Raw genomic sequence first — 19,345 nt, 5'->3', positions numbered from 1 at the left:
GGAAAGGGACTTTTTGCTATGACTAAACTATTAGTAGTAGACGACGAGGAACATATTAGAGAGTTAGTAAAAGTATTTTTGCAAAACGAAGGTTTAGAGATACTAGAAGCGGTGGATGGTGTAGACGCACTATCCAAGCTCGCGGATGAAAAAGTAGATATGGTCATTATGGATGTGATGATGCCTAATATGGATGGGTGGGAGTTGTGTAAAGAAATACGAAGTTATAATGAAAATCTACCGATTCTTATGCTCACCGCTAAAGGAGAAACCGCCCAAAAGGTAAAAGGGTTTAATCTTGGTACGGATGATTATATTGTCAAACCATTTGAACCTGAGGAACTAATTGTTCGCGTTAAATCTATTTTAAAGAGGTATCGTATTTCGTTGTCTCAAACAGTAGAAGTTGGGAATGTCTGGATGGACCGCAATACGTATGAGCTTGTTTATATAGGAGAAAACCTTACACTACGTCTAAAAGAATTCGAGTTATTATTCACTTTGGCGAGTCATCCGGGAAAAACATTTTCTCGCGAACAATTGATTGAAGATATTTGGGGATTTGATTATGAAGGGGATGAGCGTACAGTAGATGTCCATATTAAAAGGCTTCGTGAACGATTTCCAGAAGAAAAAAGTGCCTTTACTATACGAACTATCCGTGGACTGGGCTATCGACTGGAGTTAGATATATGAAGAAAAGAAAAATTATTAGAAAACAAGCAATGGTGTTCATTCTTTTCTTAGTAGTTAATACACTTTTTGCGTTTCTTTCTTTTCATATCACCTCTATTATTTATAACTGGTTAGATGTGTATCCAACAGGTTTTTGGCAACAACTCTATACAGTGTTAGTTGTGTTTTTGCTTTTTGGATGTACAGCAACAGTGATTTTTTTTATAGGATCAAAAAGACAGAGAAATTATTGGGAATCGATTGTTGATGCGATAAGACGAATAGCAATGGGAGACTTTAGCGTACAACTGGACTTTAAAACTCGCGAGGATGATCAATTTGGACAGCTCATTAGTGGTATAAACAATATGGCAGTAGAATTAGGAGAGATGGAGAAAATGCGGCAAGAATTTATATCCAATGTTTCGCATGAGATTCAATCTCCTTTGACTTCGATTAATGGATTTGCAAAAGCATTGAAGAACATTGATCTGACAGATGAAAAACGTCTACACTATTTAACAATTATTGAGATGGAAAGCGACCGATTGTCTAAAATAAGCGATAATTTGCTAAAACTGACTTCATTAGAATCTCAACATCATCCATTTGAACCGAAACAATATCGTCTTGATAAACAATTGCGAAATGTTGTGCTAGCCTGTGAGCCTAGCTGGGTAGGAAAAAATATTGAGATGGATATTCAAATGGAAAGAGTTATAGTGGATGCGGATGAAGATTTGATGAATCAAGTATGGATCAATTTACTTAATAATAGTATAAAGTTCACACCCATTGAAGGAACGATTCGTATTCATCTGGCAAAGCAATATGACAAGGTAGTTATTTCAATTGCAGATACTGGTATAGGAATCCGAGAGGAAGATCAAAAGCATATTTTTGAGCGTTTCTTTAAATCGGATCAATCGAGAACTGCAACGAATGGAGGAAGTGGCTTAGGACTTTCCATTGTGCAAAAAATTATAGAAATGCACAGTGGGAGTATCTCCGTTCAAAGTAAGATTGGAGAAGGGACTACCTTTATAGCTAGAATGCCTATTAGCCAAGGAGAGATAGCTAAAAAAAGCAATGCTAGTAAAAATTAGCATTGCTTTTTTTATATATTATTTTGTATAGTTATCAAAATAACCTTGGATAAATATTATTGGTGTACCTTTGTCACCACTACCGGAAGTTAAATCGGATAGAGAACCAATCAGGTCAGTCAATCTTCTAGGTGTAGTTCCTTGCGCTTCCATTGCTCCAACAAGATCTTCATTTTTATTGTTAATGTATTGAGAAATTGCTTGTTTGAGCTCTTCTCCTCTTAAATCAGCAAAATTATTATCCGCTAAATATTTTAATTTTACTTCATTAGGAGTACCTTCGAGACCCGCTGTGTATGCTGGAGATACAACTGGATCTGCAAGTTCCCAGATCTTACCGACAGGATCTTTGAATGCTCCGTCTCCATAAATCATTACTTCCACATCTTTGCCTGTTTTTTGTTTAAGCATATGCTGGATTTTATCGACGATTGGTTGGCATTCTCGAGGGAAAAGTTTCACGCTATCCTCTGTAGATTTATTGGAACCAAGTAGACCGTAAGATTCATTGTATCCACTACCATTTACACTAGAAGATAAGATGTCATCTAAGCCGTGAATCTTCTCGCCGCCATTTGCTTTTAATATTCTTTTCGTTCTATATCTTGTATGGATATCACATGTAAGAACATTTTTAGTATAATCTAAGATGGTTTTTGGATTATTGGAGAAAATTACTTCACATTCTACACCGAATTCCTCAATTAAAGATTTATAATACTCAATATAATCGACTCCAGTAAACGTATGTTTAATATAGCCAAAATAATCGCGGAATTGTTTTTCAGTTAGAACATCTGTCCAAGGATTTACTCCTTTTTCGTCAAGTAAATCTATATCAACCAAGTGATTGCCGACCTCATCTGATGGATAGCTAAGCATTAATACAACCTTCTTCGCTCCTTTTGCTATTCCGCGAAGGATGTTTGCAAAACGATTGCGACTTAAAATAGGGAAGATTACACCTACTGTTTCATCTCCAAATTTTGACTGCACATCTTTTGCAATATGATCGATCGATGCATAGTTCCCTTGAGCACGCGCAACGATAGACTCTGTTAGCGTTACGATATCTTTGTCCTGAAAGTTAAAACCTTCCACTTCTGAAGCTTTTAACACGCTATCTACAACGATTTCTTCGATATTATCTCCTTGATTGATGATTGGGCAACGAAGGCCTCTCACAACTGTTCCAACTACTCTTTCCAAAATAATCGCTCCTTACAAGCTATAAAGTATTATTCTTGTTCCTACTTGTACTATACACGGAATTAATGGTATAAGTAAAATGAATATATCGAATAGCTGTTATAAGGAGTGCTTATATGGTAAGTAAATTAGATTTATATAAGGTATTTTGTAAAGTGGCGATCTGTAAAAGCTTTTCGCAGGCTGCAAAGGATTTATACATGACACAGCCTGCAATTAGTCAGTCCATCATGCAATTGGAAAGAGAATTAGATATACGACTATTTAATAGAACACCAAGGGGAGTATCTTTAACAAACGAAGGAAGCCTTCTATTTGAGTACGTAAATTCTGCTATCAATTTAATCGATGTAGGAGAAGAAAAAATTTTAGAATTTAAAAATTTAACAACAGGAGAGTTAAAAATAGGGGTAGGGGATACCATTTCAAGGTATTATTTACTTCCTTATTTGGAGGCATTTCATATTCAATATCCAAGCATTAAATTTAAAATTGAAAATGGTACAACATTTGAGCTCTGCTCGATGGTGAAATCTGGTGAAATTGATATTGCTTTATGTAATTTTCCACTTGATGATTCGACATTAGAGCAAATACCATGTTCTGAAATACATGATATATTTGTTTGCGGAGCAAAATATAAGCATTTACTAACTAAGCCATTGAGTTTTGAGGAAGTAGTGAGGCTACCATTGATATTATTGGAACCCAATTCAAATTCTAGAAAGTTTGTCGGCGATTATTTGGAATCTAAAGGAGTTAAGATATCTCCTGAGTTTGAATTAGGTTCCCATGACTTATTGTTGGAATTTGCTCGCATCAATTTGGGAATAGCGTGTGTAACAAAAGAGTTTTCGCAAGAGTACCTTAATAAGAGGCTCTTATATGAGGTACCTTTAACGGAAAATATACCAAAGAGAAATATAGGCGTATGTTTTTTGAAAAGTGTTTCTCTGTCACCAGCTTCTAAAAAATTTGTGGAACTCATAGAAGCAAAGTTATGAATGTATGAGAAAAACGTTGTATTTGCTTCCTTATATAACATTTTTCTCTAGATGGGAACGCGGGAGGAGTTTTTGCATTTCTTATTAATAACTTCTAATAAAAAAGCCCTCCGTTTCTGACCATTCACAATAAGCAATGCTTTTCGGATCATTATAACCATTTTCCATAAGATTCGTCATTAACCATGAATAATCTTTTTTTATGTAGGCTAGTATATCTTCTTTTATATCTCCCTCATCTATTAACAGAATGGTAGGTTCTTGATCTTGTGGCTTTGTAGTAATATCTTTATTTGTGACTGGCTCATACAGTACATATTTATTGATCGTTATATCTCCGCCTGGCTCTAAAAACAAGTCTCGCACTTCTCGAAGTGAAAATATTCCTTGCTTACGAAGAGCTGAACGTAGCTGTTCCATTTCTAAATGGTGTTTATTAAACTTTTGCATATCTAGTTTCCCATCACTGATCAGTTTGACTGGTTCTCCTTTTAGAAGTACTCGGATAGGATTCCATTGCTTGGTCGCTTGTTCTATTAAAAAGATTAAGATTCCCCAAACTGAAATGGCAAACAAGAAATGAGTAATTTTTATCTTCTGATCAAACAAACTTTCTTCTAGAATACTACCGAGAATAAGAGTATATATAAAATCATATGGTGTTAGTTGGGCGAGCTCTTTTTTACCGAGAAGCCGTATGATTGTCAACAAAGCGACAAGTCCCACACTAAGTTTTAGTAAAGTATCTAGATACAATTGAGATCCCCCCGATTTGATGTGATACAAGAATATACCCCTTTATAGGTGTATATAAGCATTAGTTAGCATGTATTTTTCATCCATTTATTAGGGAATCTCTTTTGTCTTTGTAAATGTTTTGTGTCTTTTGAATAGATACTTGTGATGAGTGAGTTATTAAGGTATTATTACTAATAATTTAATGGTAAATAAATGAAAGTATTTTAAAGTTTCAAGGTGTAATTTAGAAGGCGAGTGGTAGAAGTATGAAAACAATTACGGTAGAAAATATTGTCCATCGATTTTCATTTGATGTGTTGACGGGACATAATCAATTAGGTCGAACTTTAAAAAAATCAAAAGTACGTCGACCGGGATTAGAATTCATGGACAAATTCGATTTCATTGCAACGGAGCATGTTCAAATATTAGGAAAGAATGAGATAAATTATTTACATACTCTTTCTGAGGAAGAGTGCAAGCTACGGATTGGAAACATCGTTCAATACGACCCCCCTTGTATAATAATTACATCAAATCAAGAAGAGCCACTTGGTCTTATTCAATATTGCGTGGAAAAGAAAATCCCAGTATTGCGTACACATGACTCAACGAGTGAGGTAAGTGCAAAATTGGATGCATTTGTTGTAAAGGCAATGGCCGAGGAGATTGCAATTCATGGTGTGTGTGTCAATGTATCAGGGATTGGAATTTTGTTGCGAGGCAAGTCCGGTGTCGGAAAAAGTGAAACAGCCCACACTTTAATCGGACGAGGGCATCGATTGGTAGCGGATGATATTGTCGTATTAAAGAAATTAAGTCCACAAACGCTACTGGGATCACATAATGAGAAAAACAAGGAATTTCTTGCTTTGCGTAGTATAGGATTGCTAAATGTCGTACGCCTATACGGAAGGGCTGCATTTCAAGATGAAACAAGAATTGCTCTTGATATTGAATTGACGAAATGGGAGCATAATGCCTTGAATAATGAGTTGGAGCTGGAGACGAAATTTACCGAATACATGGGCGTCCAAATACCGCACATCCAAATTCAATTACAGCCGGGCCGAGATGTTGCGGGGCTAATAGAAGCAGCGGCAAATAACTGGTATTTAAAACAACAAGGATATAGTGCCGCCGAGGAATTTGTGAAACGTCTTGAGCAAGATTTCGATTAGTTATGAAAGACTTGTGCTTTACAATTCAAATATAAAATAATGCCAAGTTCTCTAGAATTATGAGGTACTTGGCATTTTCAATGTAACGTGTTTATTCGTATGAAGTGTTAAGATCTCACTAATAGGAATTTAACATGGAATTTACAAGCGTTATTGTATAATAAACGTGGAAGCAATAGAATGGAGGAGCTGTATGAATAAGAAAAAAGTAGAGCTCTCAATAGTGTTAAATATGATACCTAAAGTGTTACAACTATTTTTAAACTCTTGTTTAATACTATTAGGGTTAATACTATCATTTCTCCTGATGAAAGAATTAACCGTATTTTTAAAGATTTTGATGACAGTCGAAAGTAGTGATTACAAGCTATTTCTAGCCAATATACTCATCTTCTTTTTATATTTTGAATTTATTACGATGATTGTTAAGTATTTCAAAGAAAATTATCATTTTCCACTGAGGTACTTTTTGTATGTTGGAATTACCGCGATGATTCGACTAATTATAGTAGAACATGATCACCCGATAGATACTTTGATATATTCAATCGTCATTCTTATATTAATCATTGGTTATTTCATTATGAATATTACTCCGCTGGAAAGACCTAAACGTCATTGGTTTTTAAAAGAAAAAAGTAATTGAACCATATAAGATGATCGCTGAAAGGAAGATAACATCGTTTCGAAACTTTCAAATATATAACTAAGAAATTAATAAAAGAAACTATACATCTTCGATTTTGCAATGACTTCAATCAATGGAAGCTCAAAATGAGTTGCAATCTCTTGATATGACATTGGACTGGAGGCAGTGACTAGATAGTGAATTCGATCTAATTCTATATTCCATTTATTTATGTCCATATTACGATATCTATAATAATATACTTCTTTCAATGAAGTTAAGAATTCATTGGCTTCTGAAACGAAAACTTCATCTAAATTTAGCTGGATAAGACTTTTTAAAGCTTTCTCGAAGAAAGGTTTATCAGTAGCGAGTGCTTGTTTTACTTGGTAGTCTCCGATTAGAAAATCGAGCCATTTCCGTTTGTTAGATTCGTTTTCTTCCTCAATATAATTAACCATATGAATGGCATGTATTTCATAATGATTAGAATAGAAATTTCCATCGAGTGTTAGTGCTTTTTGAACTTTATGTCGGGTAGATAAAACCTTATTAAAATCAAATAAATACATAACTATTCTTGGAATGTTCCCTGTATAACCGAGCTGTACTTCCCTTACATATTCTTTCATCCACTTAATCATTATTTGTTCTTGATATTCATCCGATTGCACAAGATGAAGCTCAATATTGAAAAGCTCTTCTTTGTCCGTTTTTACATCGATAGAAAATTCCTCAAAAAATTCATGTCCTAAGTGCTTCGAATCCTTCACTTGAATAATTTCTACTATATTTTGTCTTAGGAATGAGTTGAGAAAATCTAGCAAAAGATCACGGTTTGTTTCTTTTCGAAATACTTTTTTAAAAACGTAACTATTTTTAAGGTCTAGTAAATTCTTCGTGTATGCATGGTTGGATTCTTTAACTTTCAACATAAGTCACCCCTATCCTTTCTTTTATTGTAGAACATATATTCTGTTTATTCAAATATATTGACAACTAATATTATAAAACGAAAAAAGTATTATTATTTTCTGAATTTTTCGTTTAATAGTTGACGTATCATGTTCTAGGTTATATAGTTAGTTACATGAGTAATTAACTGGGGAAGGGAGAAGTAATGAAACTAAAACTAGATGAAGCAAAACCAATTTTTATCCAAATTGCTGAATACATTACGGACGGGATACTAAATGGCACGATGAAAGAAGGGGAGCAAGTTCCATCTACGAATCAATTTGCTTCCCATTTTCAAATAAATCCTGCCACTGCTGCAAAAGGAATAAATCAATTAGTCGATGAAAATATTTTATTTAAAAAACGTGGAGTAGGAATGTTTGTGGCAGAAGGTGCCAAAGAAAAGCTTGTTCTAAAACATCGAGAGAAGTTTTTGGATGATTTTATCACACCATTACTCAAGGAAGCGAAAAAGTTACATTTAACGACGGACGAAATCATTTCTTTTATTAAAAAGGGAGATAGGAATCATGAAAATTGAAGTAAGTCATATTAGTCAACTTTATGATGGGAAAAAAGCGATAAATGATATAAGCTTTACAATCCAATCCAATAAAATTATCGGTTTACTTGGAAGAAATGGAGCAGGAAAAACGACTTTGATGCATCAACTAGCAGGTCAATTATTACCCACATCCGGTATGGTCCAGTTAAATGGAAAGCCTGCTTTTGATAATTATGAAACTGTAAAATCAATTTGTTTCATTAAAGAGGCAGGGAATTTCAAACCTAATTTCAAAATTCGAGAAGTATTGCAGTTAAGTGCATTATTTTATCCGAATTGGAATAGTTCTTTAGCCGAGGTGTTAGTAAAATCATTTAATCTGGATAAATCGATGTATGTTAAAGCGTTATCAAAAGGGATGATTTCTTCATTAGGCGTAATTGTCGGTTTGGCAAGTAGATCATCCATTACCATTTTTGATGAACCTTATATTGGCATGGATGCAGTAGCTAGACAGCAATTTTACGATCTGTTAATTGAAGAGTATAGCGAATATCCTCGAACTATTATTCTATCGACTCACTTAATAGATGAAATAAGTAACCTATTTGAAGAGATAATAATTTTAAAAGATGGGGGGTTGCTTATTCATGAGGAGGCAGAGACGCTTAGGAAAGCGGGATATGCAGTGGAAGGACCGGTGGATTTAATTGCTGATTTTAGTAAAGGGAAAAATATATTAGGAAAAAACTGTTTTAACAATATTCAAACCGTGATGCTTTATGACCCAAATTTATCTTCTAAAGATGTACAAAAGCTAGGACTAACGGTTACTGCCTTATCCATTCAAGATTTGTTAATTCAATTGACTAAAAACACAGTCAAGGAGGTTGTGCAATGAATGGTATATATGTCGGAATACTTAAATTTCTAGTTATAGATATTCGTAAACCATTCTTTATCTTTTGGAGTATTTACATCGCTACGATTATATTGGGGATCATTATAGGTTTTTCTTTTGAGGATGCGAACATTTTTTATTTGAATAGTATTCCAATTTATATATTTGTAGCTATTATTGGATATCAATCGCTCCGTTCTTCATTTCCCAATCTCATTCAGTGGGGGGCGACTAGAAAAATATATTTTTTAGTCACTTCGATTTTCTTCGTTCTTTTTTCATTTCTTATGTCGGTAGTAAATAACATCTTTTTAGAGCTGTTTGTCCGAATAGTTAAGTGGTTGGCTCTAACTAGCATTCATTTTTCAAGTTTTGGACAGTTTACTGATATTACCGATACTTTTATAAGTAGAACCTATATTGATTTTAGTATTTGCTTGGCAATTACAAGTATCGCGTTGTTTGTTTCTACTATATTATTTCGTTGTGGCCTAGTAATTAGTAGTTTCTTTATTATGCCTATAGTTGTTGTGACATTTATTCCTAGCACTTCTAGGTTTATTGTTACCTTTATACAAAACTTCTTTGGTGTGGAGGGTATACTTTATTTTTTCTATTTGTTGCTATTCAGTTTGCTTTTATTTCTATTTAGTTGGATGGTAATGCGACGAGCGTTTATCATTCCTACTAAATAATATTATAGAACTTGTTTTATTGGGATGAAATATAATATTTGGAGGAAAATGAATAATGGAAAAAGAATTGAGTTATGCACAAAAACATCCTATAAAATGCATTTTACTGATTGAAGCATGTTTATTTCTGTTACTGTTCATCGCAGGAGCGATAGCGACTATTAAGGAATTGAGCTACAATTCTCCTGTTGTAATTTCATTTGTACCTACTGCAATTGTTTTAATAATTTATTTTACTTGGAAGAGAAAATGGGTTTACTTTGGCTTTACAAGAAATCTGCCTTTGAAGAATTGGTTATACTATATACCGCTTGTAATTATTCTCGCGGTATTATGTTTACAAGGTTTTAGTCCAAAGCCATTAGAAATCGTTACTTCTTACATTGGATTTGTAATTTTAGTAGGATTTGTAGAAGAAAGTATTTATAGAGGAATAATGGTTAAACTATTATTACCTTTGGGCAATTTTTCAGCAATTTTAATCTCAAGTGCCTTATTTTCATTCTCTCATATTTTAAATCTCCTATCGGGTCAAGGAATTTGGCAAACTGGACTACAATTGATTTACGCATTATTAATTGGAATTGTATTAGCTCAACTTTTTCTAAAAACCGGAAATATATATCCCTTAATAATTTTCCATAGTATTCATAATCTCATACAATTTTTAGGTGATGGTGGGTCTAACGCTCTTATTGATTGTATTGTGATGGGGATATTATGTATTACAGCAATATATTATTCATTGTCTTTTCAAAGTAAGCAATCAAATAATTTAAAAACGTTGGTTAATGATCATTAAAGGAAGTTTTCCGGTAAAGTAAAAACATACCTCCACAATTCGCGGGGGTATGTTTTTAGGTTATTGGAGAATGTTTGGAATAGATGTAGTTTTTTGCCCTGATTTAGAAATAGCATCAATTACCGATGGATCTAGCTTTGAATCATTAGCAGAGCCATCTACAAGCTGTTTTGTATCTGATTTAGATGCTTTGTTATCCTTCGCTGAAGAAGCTTGTTTGTTATTGCTACTGCCTGATGCTGATTTTGTATTTGCGCTATTTGCAGAAGCATCTTTTTTCGCATTTGTTGTTCCGCTCTCCGCATTTTTACTAGCTGCATTTGACCCTGGGTTCTTGTTTGTTGCTCCACTTGACCCTGATGCTTGTTTTTGGGCGCTGTTTGTACCGCTGGCATTTTGCGAACTACCCATGCCTGCTACCTCTTTGACGATTTGGCTAACCTGTGGTGCGACTGTTTGAGCGATATTGCCAATTGTTTGAGCGGCTGTTCCCATAGCATTTGATCCAGTGCTGCTAGTTTGTGTGCCTCCTGAACTTTGCGAACTTGACGAAGCACTTGAAGACGAATTTCCGCTTGTTAATTTTTGTGCAATACTTCCAACCATTTGCATAATACTGGCATTCATTTGCCCCGCACTATTAGAAGCATTTTGTCCAGATTGAGCACTGCTATTCATTGCAGAACCTGTATTGGATTGGGTACCTTGAGTTGAGTTTTCATTCATCATGCTCTCCATAATAGTACCCATCGCTTTAGTTGGACAAAACTTTGTTGCACCTTCCGCTGTTTTCATCGCACCGAATAAGACGAGCATCTTTCCACTTCTGCTTTTTGGTTCGCGTAAAAGTCGTACGGTACCATAAGCGGTCATTACGGAACCTAACATGAAGCGAACAAATGCAGTGCCAGGACTAAGGTTTTGTTGGTTATGTGCCATCCGTGTAGACCTCCTATCTTTGGATTCCAAATTTTTTCTTACGATAAAAATTACTACAAATGGAGAAGAAGAAAAGGAAATCATCTTCATCCATTTCAGCATTAGAATCCCCAATCCTTCTTTCTTTATGCGTCTAAATCATGGGAAGGCGTGGGTATAATTTCCACTGATAAACGAGTATCAACAGCTTTTATTTTTTCATCATTTGTTCTTGAGCCATTCTAATCATTTCTTTTACCATACTACCGCCAATTGGGCCTCCAATCTTTCCTGCTTGCTCAGATGTGAGTTTGCCATTATATTCTTTGTTTAAAGGAATATTTAATTCTTCTGCAATTTCGTATTTTACATCATTAGGATTATTACTTTTTACGTCATAACCTTGTTCCTTCATAACACGAACCTTTAACTTATCCAATTCCTCACGTGCAGAAGGTACTAATATTTTGTTTTTATTGGCCATTTTTTCTTCACTCCTTTAATTTAATATTTAGTCTTTCCGTAAAATGAAACATTACTCTTTCAAGCGCATCAATAATTATCTTTCACATATTTAAATAAACGCTCTTAAATAATTTAACCCCAAATGGTCAACACTTATAAAAGATGACTATTCGGGGTTTTTAATTAATTGTTTAAATAGGAAGTTGAAAATTTTCTTTTCGAATACTCAATTAAGAACATGATTATAGGGGGAACAAAGCTAACGATTGTAATTCCTAGCAACGATATGAAAAGATGAGCTTCTACCCATGCAATGTTACCAAGTAAAAAGCCTGCACCAACCCATATAATAGTCCAAATAAGGGCACCGACAATATTATGTGTAATAAAACGTTTGAAAGAATAAGTTGTAAACCCACTAATGAATGGCAAAGTTGTACTAAGCAAGGGCACGAAACGCGAAAACATAATCGCGTATTTACCATAGTTCATCAGAAACTTGTTAGTCTTTTCAATCGATTTATTAGAGATATGATTTAGAGGGGAAAATTTATTTGTTTTTTTAGAAGAAAGGCTAAGGATATAACCAATAAAATAGTTCTGAGCATCACCAGCAACTGTCGCAATAAAGAATAGTATTAATAAAAAAGGGAAATCCAAATGTCCGATAGCTGCAATCGTACCACTTGCAAACAGGGTTGCATCACCTGGTAAAAAGGTTAGAACTACAAAAGCCGTTTTCGCAAAAATTATAAGAAATAAAATGCCATATATTTGTTTTCCAAAAAGCGCGATATAATGATTCAGTTCGGTATCGATTGACTGTATCATATGAAAAATGTTATGCAAGAATATGCCTCCTTTTTAAAACTAGTGCTTCCAATTGTATGCTTGAAAGTTTATCAAAGTTATAGTAAAAAAGAAAAAAAAAATTAATTCAGATTTTAAAAGGAAATAAGAAGTTTTGAAATCGAAGAAGGAGAAATTAAAAATGAAGAGAGTTTATTTAGCTAGCCCTTTTTTTAATGAGACAGAGGTTGGATATTTGGAAAAAGTGGAGAAAATTTTAGGAGAAAAGAAACTTCAGGTATTTTCACCATTGAGAAATCCAATCGACGAACAAGTTCAAGTTGGTTCCCGACAATGGTCAATCGAAACATTTATGAATGATATTAAACATATTAAGTGGTCAGAAATTGTTGTAGGGATTTATCATGGTAGTTATTCAGATAGTGGAACGGCTTGGGAACTTGGCTATGCTTACGCTACTGACAAACCAGTTATTTTAGTCCATGTTGGTGATAACAGTAATTTAATGGTACATGAAGGTGCACACGCGAATATCACATTGGAAGAACTTGAAGAGTATAATTTTGATCAACTAGTAAGTTCGTTTTATTCAGGTGATATGCTCTAAAACAATAGGGCACTTCGGACTTTTTTTACATCCAAAGTGTCCTATTATTTTAAATTACGGAAACCCTAATATTTTGAATGATTTTAATTAGAATAATTCATTTCATTAATATTGAAATAGATACTATAATATCTCTTGGCGGTTAAAAATATCGTCTTTTGAATCAGATTCCTATACAATATGAGGAATATTATCGTATGGGGGAATTAGTTATGGAACTTCGCAATTTAAAGACTTTTTTGGTTGTGGCTGATTGTGGTGGTTTTACACGTGCAGGAGAGCAGTTGGGTTATACACAGTCAACAGTTACGAATCATGTAAAAGCTTTAGAAGAGGCAGTAGGTAACCGACTTTTCGATCGACTAGGAAAAACAGTTGTTTTAACGGATGCCGGCATACATTTAGCTTCTTATGCAAAGGAAATCTTGCAACTGTATCAAGAAGCTGTCGATTCATCACGATTAAATAATGAACCATCGGGGACCGTATTAATTGGAGCAAATGAATCTTTAATGGTATATAGGTTGCCGACCATTTTGTTTGAATTTAAAAGGATGTATCCAAATGTCCAGCTTATTTTACAACCATCCGAAAGCCAAGAGCTAAACAATGAATTGAAATCCGGGAAATTTGACCTGGCTTTATTTACAAATCCAGAAAAATTAGGATCGGATATTGTTACCAGTGATTTAGTGAAGGAGACGTTAGTAATGATCGCACCGGCAGGTCACCGCCTATGTGAGAAAACAGTTATAACTCCAAAAGATTTAGAAGGCGAAGTATTGCTTCTAACGGAAGCTGGTAGCTATCGTGATTTATTAGAAAGATGGATTAAGGAAGAAGGCGTGGGCTGTTCACGCATCGCTTTTTGGAATATCGAAGCTATTAAACAATCAGTGAAGTGCGGCTTAGGTCTTTCTTATTTACCATTGATGACGGTTAGAGAAGAACTAGAGCGCGGCAGCTTAATTGCGTTGCCTTGGGTACATAACGAGGAATTTGTTACTACTCAACTTGCGTATCACAAGGATAAATGGCTAACGCCAGCAATGAATAAATTAATTGAAATAATCGAGAAACATGCAAAGGGATGGGAGTCGGAAGACCGGCAGTTAACTACATAAAGTAAATGCAAACAGTAGGTGGTCTTCAGCCGCCGCTGATGTTTAGTTAAACGGGAGAAAGCTGAATTTTTGCTTGTCTATTGGTAGGGGGAATAACATAACATGGCACCACAACGTATCAAAGAAATATTATTAATTATTATAGGATCTCTATTATTTGCAATTGGTATTAACTATTTTGCAATTCCATACCGTTTATCCGAAGGGGGCGTAATAGGCGTCACCGTTATTACCTATTATTTATTTGAATGGTCACCTGGTGTTGTAAATTTAATAATCAACGCTATTCTATTAGTGATAGGCTATAAGTTTTTTGATAGAAAGACAATGATTTACACAGTACTTGGAATTATCTTCTCCTCTTTTTTTCTTTACATAACGGAAGACGTAGGTCATCAATTGAATGGTGACACCTTGCTTGCTGCACTGTTCTCAGGGGTATTTGTTGGGCTTGGTTTAGGCTTGATGTTTAGGGCAGGGGGAACTTCTGGAGGCTCCGCTATTTTAGCACGTTTAGCCAATCAGTATTTAGGATGGAGTCTAGGGAAAGGTGTTCTAATCATTGATATTGTCGTAATTGCTGGTTCCGTGTTCATCATTGGACAAGAAAAAGCAATGTACACCTTAGTCGCCGTATTTTTAGGTTCCAAAGTAATCGATTATGTAATTGAGGGATTGAATAATCGGACAGCAGTGACGATTATTTCGGAACATTCGGAGGCAATCCGCCAATTTATCGTGGCAAATATGTCGCGTGGAGTAACGATACTAGAAGGTCGTGGGGGCTATAGCCAGGACCAAAAAGAAGTCCTCTACATTGTTATCAACCAACAAGAACTAGTTCAATTAAAACAAACAGTTAGTAGCGTAGATGAACAGGCGTTTGTTGTCGTCCATGAAGTCCGCGATGTATTAGGTAGTAGTTTCAGTGTTAGTTAGAATGAAAGAATTTTAAGTATTTATTCTATCCGCGTTAATGAAAAATAAATTAGGTAAGATATTTAGTGGACAAAGTCAATCCATATACTAATTGAAATAGTGGATGCGTGGAACTATATAGAATAACCCGGTTGAGCTTAAACTCAAATGGGTTATTTTTTTTATTAAGAGAACGACTTAAATAAAGCATCTGATTCCGTTTGAACTCTTTAAATATTGGGAAAGCTTCATATAGAAGCATAATATTAAAACCAGTTAGTCTAACGTCATATGTATCTCTTACTTATTTATAATCACGTATGATAATGTGTTATTTCTATTATTTAACGAATATAGTACTGTAATGGTTATTTTGTGGTAACTAATAAAAGAAAAGTATTCTATGAAAGAGGTGTTAGAATGAGTTTTAAAATTGCCATACTTATTTGTTTCGCATTAATGCTTTTTATAGCATGTGTTACCTACTACTTAGGAAAAAAGGTATCTAAAAGCCTAATGAAATATATTCCGGTGTTTTCGTTTGGTGTTGGTATGCTCTTTTTTTATATCAAACTCAATTTTATTTCTTATAAACCAAATTCCTTTGACAGCATTTACGATATGATAGTTTTTATTATACTAATTATTGTATGTAGTATTGCTTTTTTAGAAGCAGTCATCATTGATATTGTTGAAAATACGGCACTATTTAACAAAGGTTTTATGATTATTCGAAAGCTGATGAAATTAGAAGGTATGAAAAAAGCAGTTAAATTTAAAAGACCAGGTGAAATTGTCAAAAAAATTAGGGGAGTATATAGGGCTGATTAGATGTATTTTATTTATTGTGATTTGTTGAACATAGTTTTAAAAAAAATTATAGGTTTATCGGTTGAGGTGAATTCTTTTAATCTCCTCCGAGAACCTTCAACAGTTCGCAGAAAAGCTAAAAGCACAAAATTCGACCTTGAGTGGCTTTATGCCATTCAAGGTTTAAAAATGATTTAGCTTTTGTTCCCAGATTTGAAAACCATCTAAAAGTCCTCATGCATACTGTTTACTAACTCGGGTAAGAATAAAATCCTTAACATAGAGCAAATTAGACTCTAGGAGGTGAATATCCATGAGTAAAAATAACAATAAGACAACCAATATTAGAACACATGATAGTTTCGAACTGTATAAAAATCCCACAAATAATCCAGACGAGGAATTTGCTGAAGAATTTATTGAGATATCTAAAAACAAGGTAACAAAAGAAATTAATAAAAACAAGCCGAAAAAAAAGGATTAGAACAGCACATGAAAAGGGGTGAGTGTATCAATAATGACTCACCTCTTTTTTGTGTATATCTAATCGATCCTCTACAATGTTTTGCGGGTATGCAAATCCAATCGGGATTCAGCTAAAAACATGTTATTTATTTAGAAATGATTTTTCAAAAAAATCTAGTAAATACTCTAATGTTATTGGATCACTGTAAGTAGATGCTTTAGTATTTATTTCAAAGACTTGATCATTTTTAACTGCAGGTATGTTTTTCCATACGCCTGTTTCCATAAATGAATTATCCGTCTCTGGATTTTTACTTAAGATTACATAATCACCCGCAAAATCAGGAAGCATTTCCGCTGAAAAAGTATAAATACCTGATTCAAGTGCCAGTTCCTTAACTTTTTCAGGCATCTTCAATTCCATTGCTTGATATAATATTTCCGTTCCTCGCGCGTAATTATTCCCAAATACATAAAACTCTTTATCTCCACTTTCAATTACAGAAACAGTTGTCTCTTCACCTATTTTTGCGCGAATTGCTTCTCCAGCAGATTTTGCACGCTCTTGAAAATCTTGGACCCATTCATTCGCTTCTTTTTCTTTGTTTAACAGCTTACCAATTTCAACTTGCTGTGTTAAATAATCTAGTTTTCCCCATGTGTAAACAACGGTAGGAGCAATTTCATTTAGTTTATCGATATTCTTCATATAAGATCCAGCTATGATAAGGTCTGGTTCCAATTCAATAATTTTCTCCAAGTTATCTTCTGATACGACTTCTACTCCTTCAAGCTTTTCCTCAAAAAGTGGATTCGTATTCGTCCATTCATCAATACCGACAATGTGAGCATTTAAAGCTAACGCATTAGGGCCATTAGTAAGTGCAATTACTCTTTGGGGTTCTTTAGGTATCTCAATCGGTCCAGTTTCTGATTGATAAGTAAATGTTTCTTTCTCGTTTTTTGTTTCCGTATCTTTTTTAACAGATTCATCATTTCCACAAGCACCTAAGATGAATACAAACAAGAATAGTGCTGATATGTATAGCTTTTTCAAAGTGTTTTCTCCTTATCCAAATATAGTGTGAGTTAAATGATAATAATGATAATCATTTTCAATTAACTATGACCAAATAGTAATTGCAATAATAAAGATTGTCAATAAATTTATTAAATTGTATTCAGTCGGGAAAAATAGTATTTGTTTTATAAGTTGTGATAAAAGAAAGTTCAGTAACAATGACGAATATCTAAATTTAGATAGGAGGAATAGGGAGCGATTAATATGAATACAAAGAAAAGCCTATTTCATTTTACAAAGCCTTGCAGAAGGAGTGCATGCAACAATAGCAAAAACGAGATAGTAGTAATGCAGGGGTTGTAGATATGGAGGTTGAGGTTAGTAAAAAATCATCTTTTGTATAACAAATAATGTTGCTGACAAATCTTAAAGAATACATATCTTCTATTACATATGTCAAAATGGTTTGTTTTCGGGGAGAGCCGCTGAGACAGTTTTGTATGTTGTTCAACCGAAAAACTGTCCCCGTGACTATTGTTAAGAGAATGACTAGCTTCTAGAACTATAATGTAGTTCTTTTATATATATTTTTTTTAATAATAAGGTAGTTCTTAATCTCGAAATTTAAATAATAAAGATTTGCTCGAATTTCAAATTCTTCCCGTGACTTCGGTAATTCTGTTTCACGTATGGACTCTTCGTATTCATCTAATAATTTTAATGCCATGGTTGTATCTCCTGAATCCACATGCTTACTGATGTACAGAAAGATATTAGCAAGCATTCCTTTTTGTTTGACGTCTAACTCTGATGAAGAAACAATGTTTAGGATATCTACCATCTGTTTTAGAATTTCCAGTTGATCCTCTCGCATTTCGAGATAATAATAGTCTTTATTTTCTTTTCTTACAAGATGATTTTCTACATCTTGTATAGTAATATTTTTAGCCTGATTTAGAATTTTTTCTACTTCGACTAACTCTTTTCTGTCCCATTTTTGCTCACTATCTTTTAAAAATATAGAGAATTGGTAAAGAATAATGCTGAATTTATTTTCAATTTCCGTTTTATATTTTTCAATTTCTTTCTTAAGGCTTGGCATAATGCTATTTACAAGTAGGGCGATTCCTATACCGATGAATATTATATAAAGTTCATTCAATAAGTTTTCTAGGTTGGCTTCCTTGACTGAATAAATATGCAAAATAACTACTATGCTTGTAACAAAACCCTCCTGAATACGAAACTTAATAAGGCTTGGGACAAACAATAAGATAAATAGAGTTAAAACAATAGGATTGTATCCCAATATTTCAAAACATATGGAACCAAGAATTAAAGATAATAGAGATGCGAAAAACTTTTTCCGTATGGAATGTAATGTCTTTATCTTCGTCTTCTCAATGCACATTATAACGATTATGGCTGCAAATGATGCAAACTCCAGGTCGAATAAAGTAGCAATCCAAATTGCTAATCCTGCCCCTATTGCTGTTTTAATTGTCCGATATCCCATTCCAACCATATGCATCATCCTATTGTTATTTATTTTTTATAATTACTAGTAGTATTAATTCTAACAGAAATTCATGGGAACGTGAAAGCCACGGGACAGGGTTCTTGGCTCAATTTGCTAAGACGGTCTCCGTGTTTTTTGCATATGGTATATGTAATACAAAGAGTGTCAGGCGCCAGTAAAAGTGCCTGACACTCTTTTGTTTAATTGGAAAGTTAATAGGGTATTTACCATTTATAAGTAAGCTAGTTAGTTAGGGGTATTGTAGAAATAAATAACAGTGAAAGGGA

The 19,345-nt window shown here is 34.0% G+C and carries 22 protein-coding genes; 14 read left to right on the top strand and 8 right to left on the bottom strand.

All coding sequences use genetic code 11. The annotated features are described in order from the left end of the window. Positions 1-18: 18 nt before the first annotated feature. Complete coding sequence (locus FS486_RS00685) at positions 19-696, top strand: response regulator transcription factor (protein ID WP_144509329.1); 678 nt, start codon at positions 19-21, stop codon at positions 694-696. Beyond that, a complete protein-coding gene (locus tag FS486_RS00680) occupies positions 693-1,781 on the top strand; it encodes a sensor histidine kinase (protein WP_144509328.1) in 1,089 nt (362 codons plus the stop codon). Before FS486_RS00685 ends, FS486_RS00680 begins: the two co-directional genes overlap by 4 nt. A gap of 18 nt (positions 1,782-1,799) precedes the next feature. On the opposite strand, the gene FS486_RS00675 is transcribed toward FS486_RS00680, so the two are convergent. Continuing rightward, on the bottom strand, positions 1,800-2,990 hold the full coding sequence (locus tag FS486_RS00675) for a coenzyme F420-0:L-glutamate ligase (RefSeq protein ID WP_144509327.1): 1,191 nt from the start codon (positions 2,988-2,990) through the stop codon (positions 1,800-1,802). 116 nt (positions 2,991-3,106) lie between these two features. Here FS486_RS00675 and FS486_RS00670 point away from each other — a divergent pair, with 116 nt between their 5' ends. Further along, positions 3,107-3,994, top strand: coding sequence for a LysR family transcriptional regulator (locus tag FS486_RS00670; RefSeq protein WP_144509326.1), 888 nt, complete (start codon positions 3,107-3,109; stop codon positions 3,992-3,994). 84 nt (positions 3,995-4,078) lie between these two features. Here FS486_RS00670 and FS486_RS00665 read toward each other — a convergent pair whose 3' ends face one another. Beyond that, positions 4,079-4,750, bottom strand: coding sequence for a DUF421 domain-containing protein (locus FS486_RS00665; RefSeq protein WP_144509325.1), 672 nt, complete (start codon positions 4,748-4,750; stop codon positions 4,079-4,081). Positions 4,751-4,998: 248 nt separating this feature from the next. Here FS486_RS00665 and hprK point away from each other — a divergent pair, with 248 nt between their 5' ends. Next, the gene (gene hprK / locus FS486_RS00660) at positions 4,999-5,913 is read left to right on the top strand and encodes an HPr(Ser) kinase/phosphatase (RefSeq protein ID WP_144509324.1); all 915 of its coding nucleotides are present in this window, start codon (positions 4,999-5,001) and stop codon (positions 5,911-5,913) included. A gap of 193 nt (positions 5,914-6,106) precedes the next feature. Continuing rightward, positions 6,107-6,559: a phosphate-starvation-inducible protein PsiE gene (gene psiE, locus FS486_RS00655; RefSeq protein ID WP_144509323.1), complete on the top strand. Its 453-nt coding sequence runs from the start codon at positions 6,107-6,109 to the stop codon at positions 6,557-6,559. Between the two features lie 68 nt (positions 6,560-6,627). Here psiE and FS486_RS00650 read toward each other — a convergent pair whose 3' ends face one another. After that, positions 6,628-7,476: a PD-(D/E)XK nuclease family transposase gene (locus FS486_RS00650; protein ID WP_144509322.1), complete on the bottom strand. Its 849-nt coding sequence runs from the start codon at positions 7,474-7,476 to the stop codon at positions 6,628-6,630. A gap of 185 nt (positions 7,477-7,661) precedes the next feature. On the opposite strand from FS486_RS00650, the gene FS486_RS00645 reads away from it, so the two are divergent. From FS486_RS00645 to FS486_RS00630, 4 genes are read left to right on the top strand one after another with little or no spacing between them, the layout of a single operon-like run. Then, complete coding sequence (locus FS486_RS00645) at positions 7,662-8,039, top strand: GntR family transcriptional regulator (RefSeq protein ID WP_144509321.1); 378 nt, start codon at positions 7,662-7,664, stop codon at positions 8,037-8,039. Continuing rightward, positions 8,029-8,904, top strand: a complete 876-nt coding sequence (locus tag FS486_RS00640) for an ABC transporter ATP-binding protein (protein ID WP_144509320.1) — start codon at positions 8,029-8,031, stop codon at positions 8,902-8,904. Before FS486_RS00645 ends, FS486_RS00640 begins: the two co-directional genes overlap by 11 nt. Beyond that, the gene (locus tag FS486_RS00635) at positions 8,901-9,599 is read left to right on the top strand and encodes a hypothetical protein (protein WP_144509319.1); all 699 of its coding nucleotides are present in this window, start codon (positions 8,901-8,903) and stop codon (positions 9,597-9,599) included. The genes FS486_RS00640 and FS486_RS00635 overlap by 4 nt, the downstream gene beginning before the upstream one ends. 55 nt (positions 9,600-9,654) lie before the next feature. Next, positions 9,655-10,401 (top strand): CPBP family intramembrane glutamic endopeptidase, encoded by a 747-nt coding sequence (locus tag FS486_RS00630; protein WP_144509318.1) that lies wholly within the window; start codon positions 9,655-9,657, stop codon positions 10,399-10,401. 60 nt (positions 10,402-10,461) lie between these two features. On the opposite strand, the gene FS486_RS00625 is transcribed toward FS486_RS00630, so the two are convergent. The 3 genes from FS486_RS00625 to FS486_RS00615 all read right to left on the bottom strand — a co-directional run bounded on the left by FS486_RS00625 (position 10,462) and on the right by FS486_RS00615 (position 12,633). After that, a complete protein-coding gene (locus FS486_RS00625; RefSeq protein WP_260857983.1) occupies positions 10,462-11,340 on the bottom strand; it encodes a YgaP family membrane protein in 879 nt (292 codons plus the stop codon). Between the two features lie 190 nt (positions 11,341-11,530). After that, positions 11,531-11,803 carry an alpha/beta-type small acid-soluble spore protein gene (locus tag FS486_RS00620; RefSeq protein ID WP_144509317.1) on the bottom strand — a complete coding sequence of 91 codons (273 nt, stop codon included), beginning with the start codon at positions 11,801-11,803 and terminating at the stop codon, positions 11,531-11,533. A 164-nt stretch (positions 11,804-11,967) separates the two neighbouring features. After that, a complete protein-coding gene (locus tag FS486_RS00615; RefSeq protein ID WP_144509316.1) occupies positions 11,968-12,633 on the bottom strand; it encodes a VTT domain-containing protein in 666 nt (221 codons plus the stop codon). A 142-nt stretch (positions 12,634-12,775) separates the two neighbouring features. Between FS486_RS00615 and FS486_RS00610 the strand changes: the two genes are divergently transcribed. The 5 genes from FS486_RS00610 to FS486_RS19900 all read left to right on the top strand — a co-directional run bounded on the left by FS486_RS00610 (position 12,776) and on the right by FS486_RS19900 (position 16,537). Continuing rightward, on the top strand, positions 12,776-13,201 hold the full coding sequence (locus FS486_RS00610; RefSeq protein ID WP_144509315.1) for a nucleoside 2-deoxyribosyltransferase: 426 nt from the start codon (positions 12,776-12,778) through the stop codon (positions 13,199-13,201). A 212-nt stretch (positions 13,202-13,413) separates the two neighbouring features. Next, positions 13,414-14,325: a LysR family transcriptional regulator gene (locus FS486_RS00605; protein ID WP_144509314.1), complete on the top strand. Its 912-nt coding sequence runs from the start codon at positions 13,414-13,416 to the stop codon at positions 14,323-14,325. Between the two features lie 102 nt (positions 14,326-14,427). After that, positions 14,428-15,264, top strand: a complete 837-nt coding sequence (locus FS486_RS00600; protein WP_144509313.1) for a YitT family protein — start codon at positions 14,428-14,430, stop codon at positions 15,262-15,264. A gap of 399 nt (positions 15,265-15,663) precedes the next feature. Then, complete coding sequence (locus FS486_RS00595) at positions 15,664-16,074, top strand: hypothetical protein (RefSeq protein ID WP_144509312.1); 411 nt, start codon at positions 15,664-15,666, stop codon at positions 16,072-16,074. Between the two features lie 292 nt (positions 16,075-16,366). Next, complete coding sequence (locus tag FS486_RS19900) at positions 16,367-16,537, top strand: hypothetical protein (RefSeq protein WP_186321278.1); 171 nt, start codon at positions 16,367-16,369, stop codon at positions 16,535-16,537. A gap of 123 nt (positions 16,538-16,660) precedes the next feature. On the opposite strand, the gene FS486_RS00590 is transcribed toward FS486_RS19900, so the two are convergent. Next, a complete protein-coding gene (locus FS486_RS00590; RefSeq protein WP_144509311.1) occupies positions 16,661-17,575 on the bottom strand; it encodes an iron-hydroxamate ABC transporter substrate-binding protein in 915 nt (304 codons plus the stop codon). A 526-nt stretch (positions 17,576-18,101) separates the two neighbouring features. Further along, on the bottom strand, positions 18,102-19,064 hold the full coding sequence (locus FS486_RS00585; RefSeq protein ID WP_186321277.1) for an aromatic acid exporter family protein: 963 nt from the start codon (positions 19,062-19,064) through the stop codon (positions 18,102-18,104). Positions 19,065-19,345 lie beyond the last annotated feature (281 nt).

The sequence above is a fragment of the Bacillus sp. FJAT-22090 genome (genome assembly GCF_007676755.1).
Lineage (GTDB): Bacteria > Bacillota > Bacilli > Bacillales_A > Planococcaceae > Psychrobacillus.
This window is presented reverse-complemented; position numbering and strand designations above follow the sequence as displayed.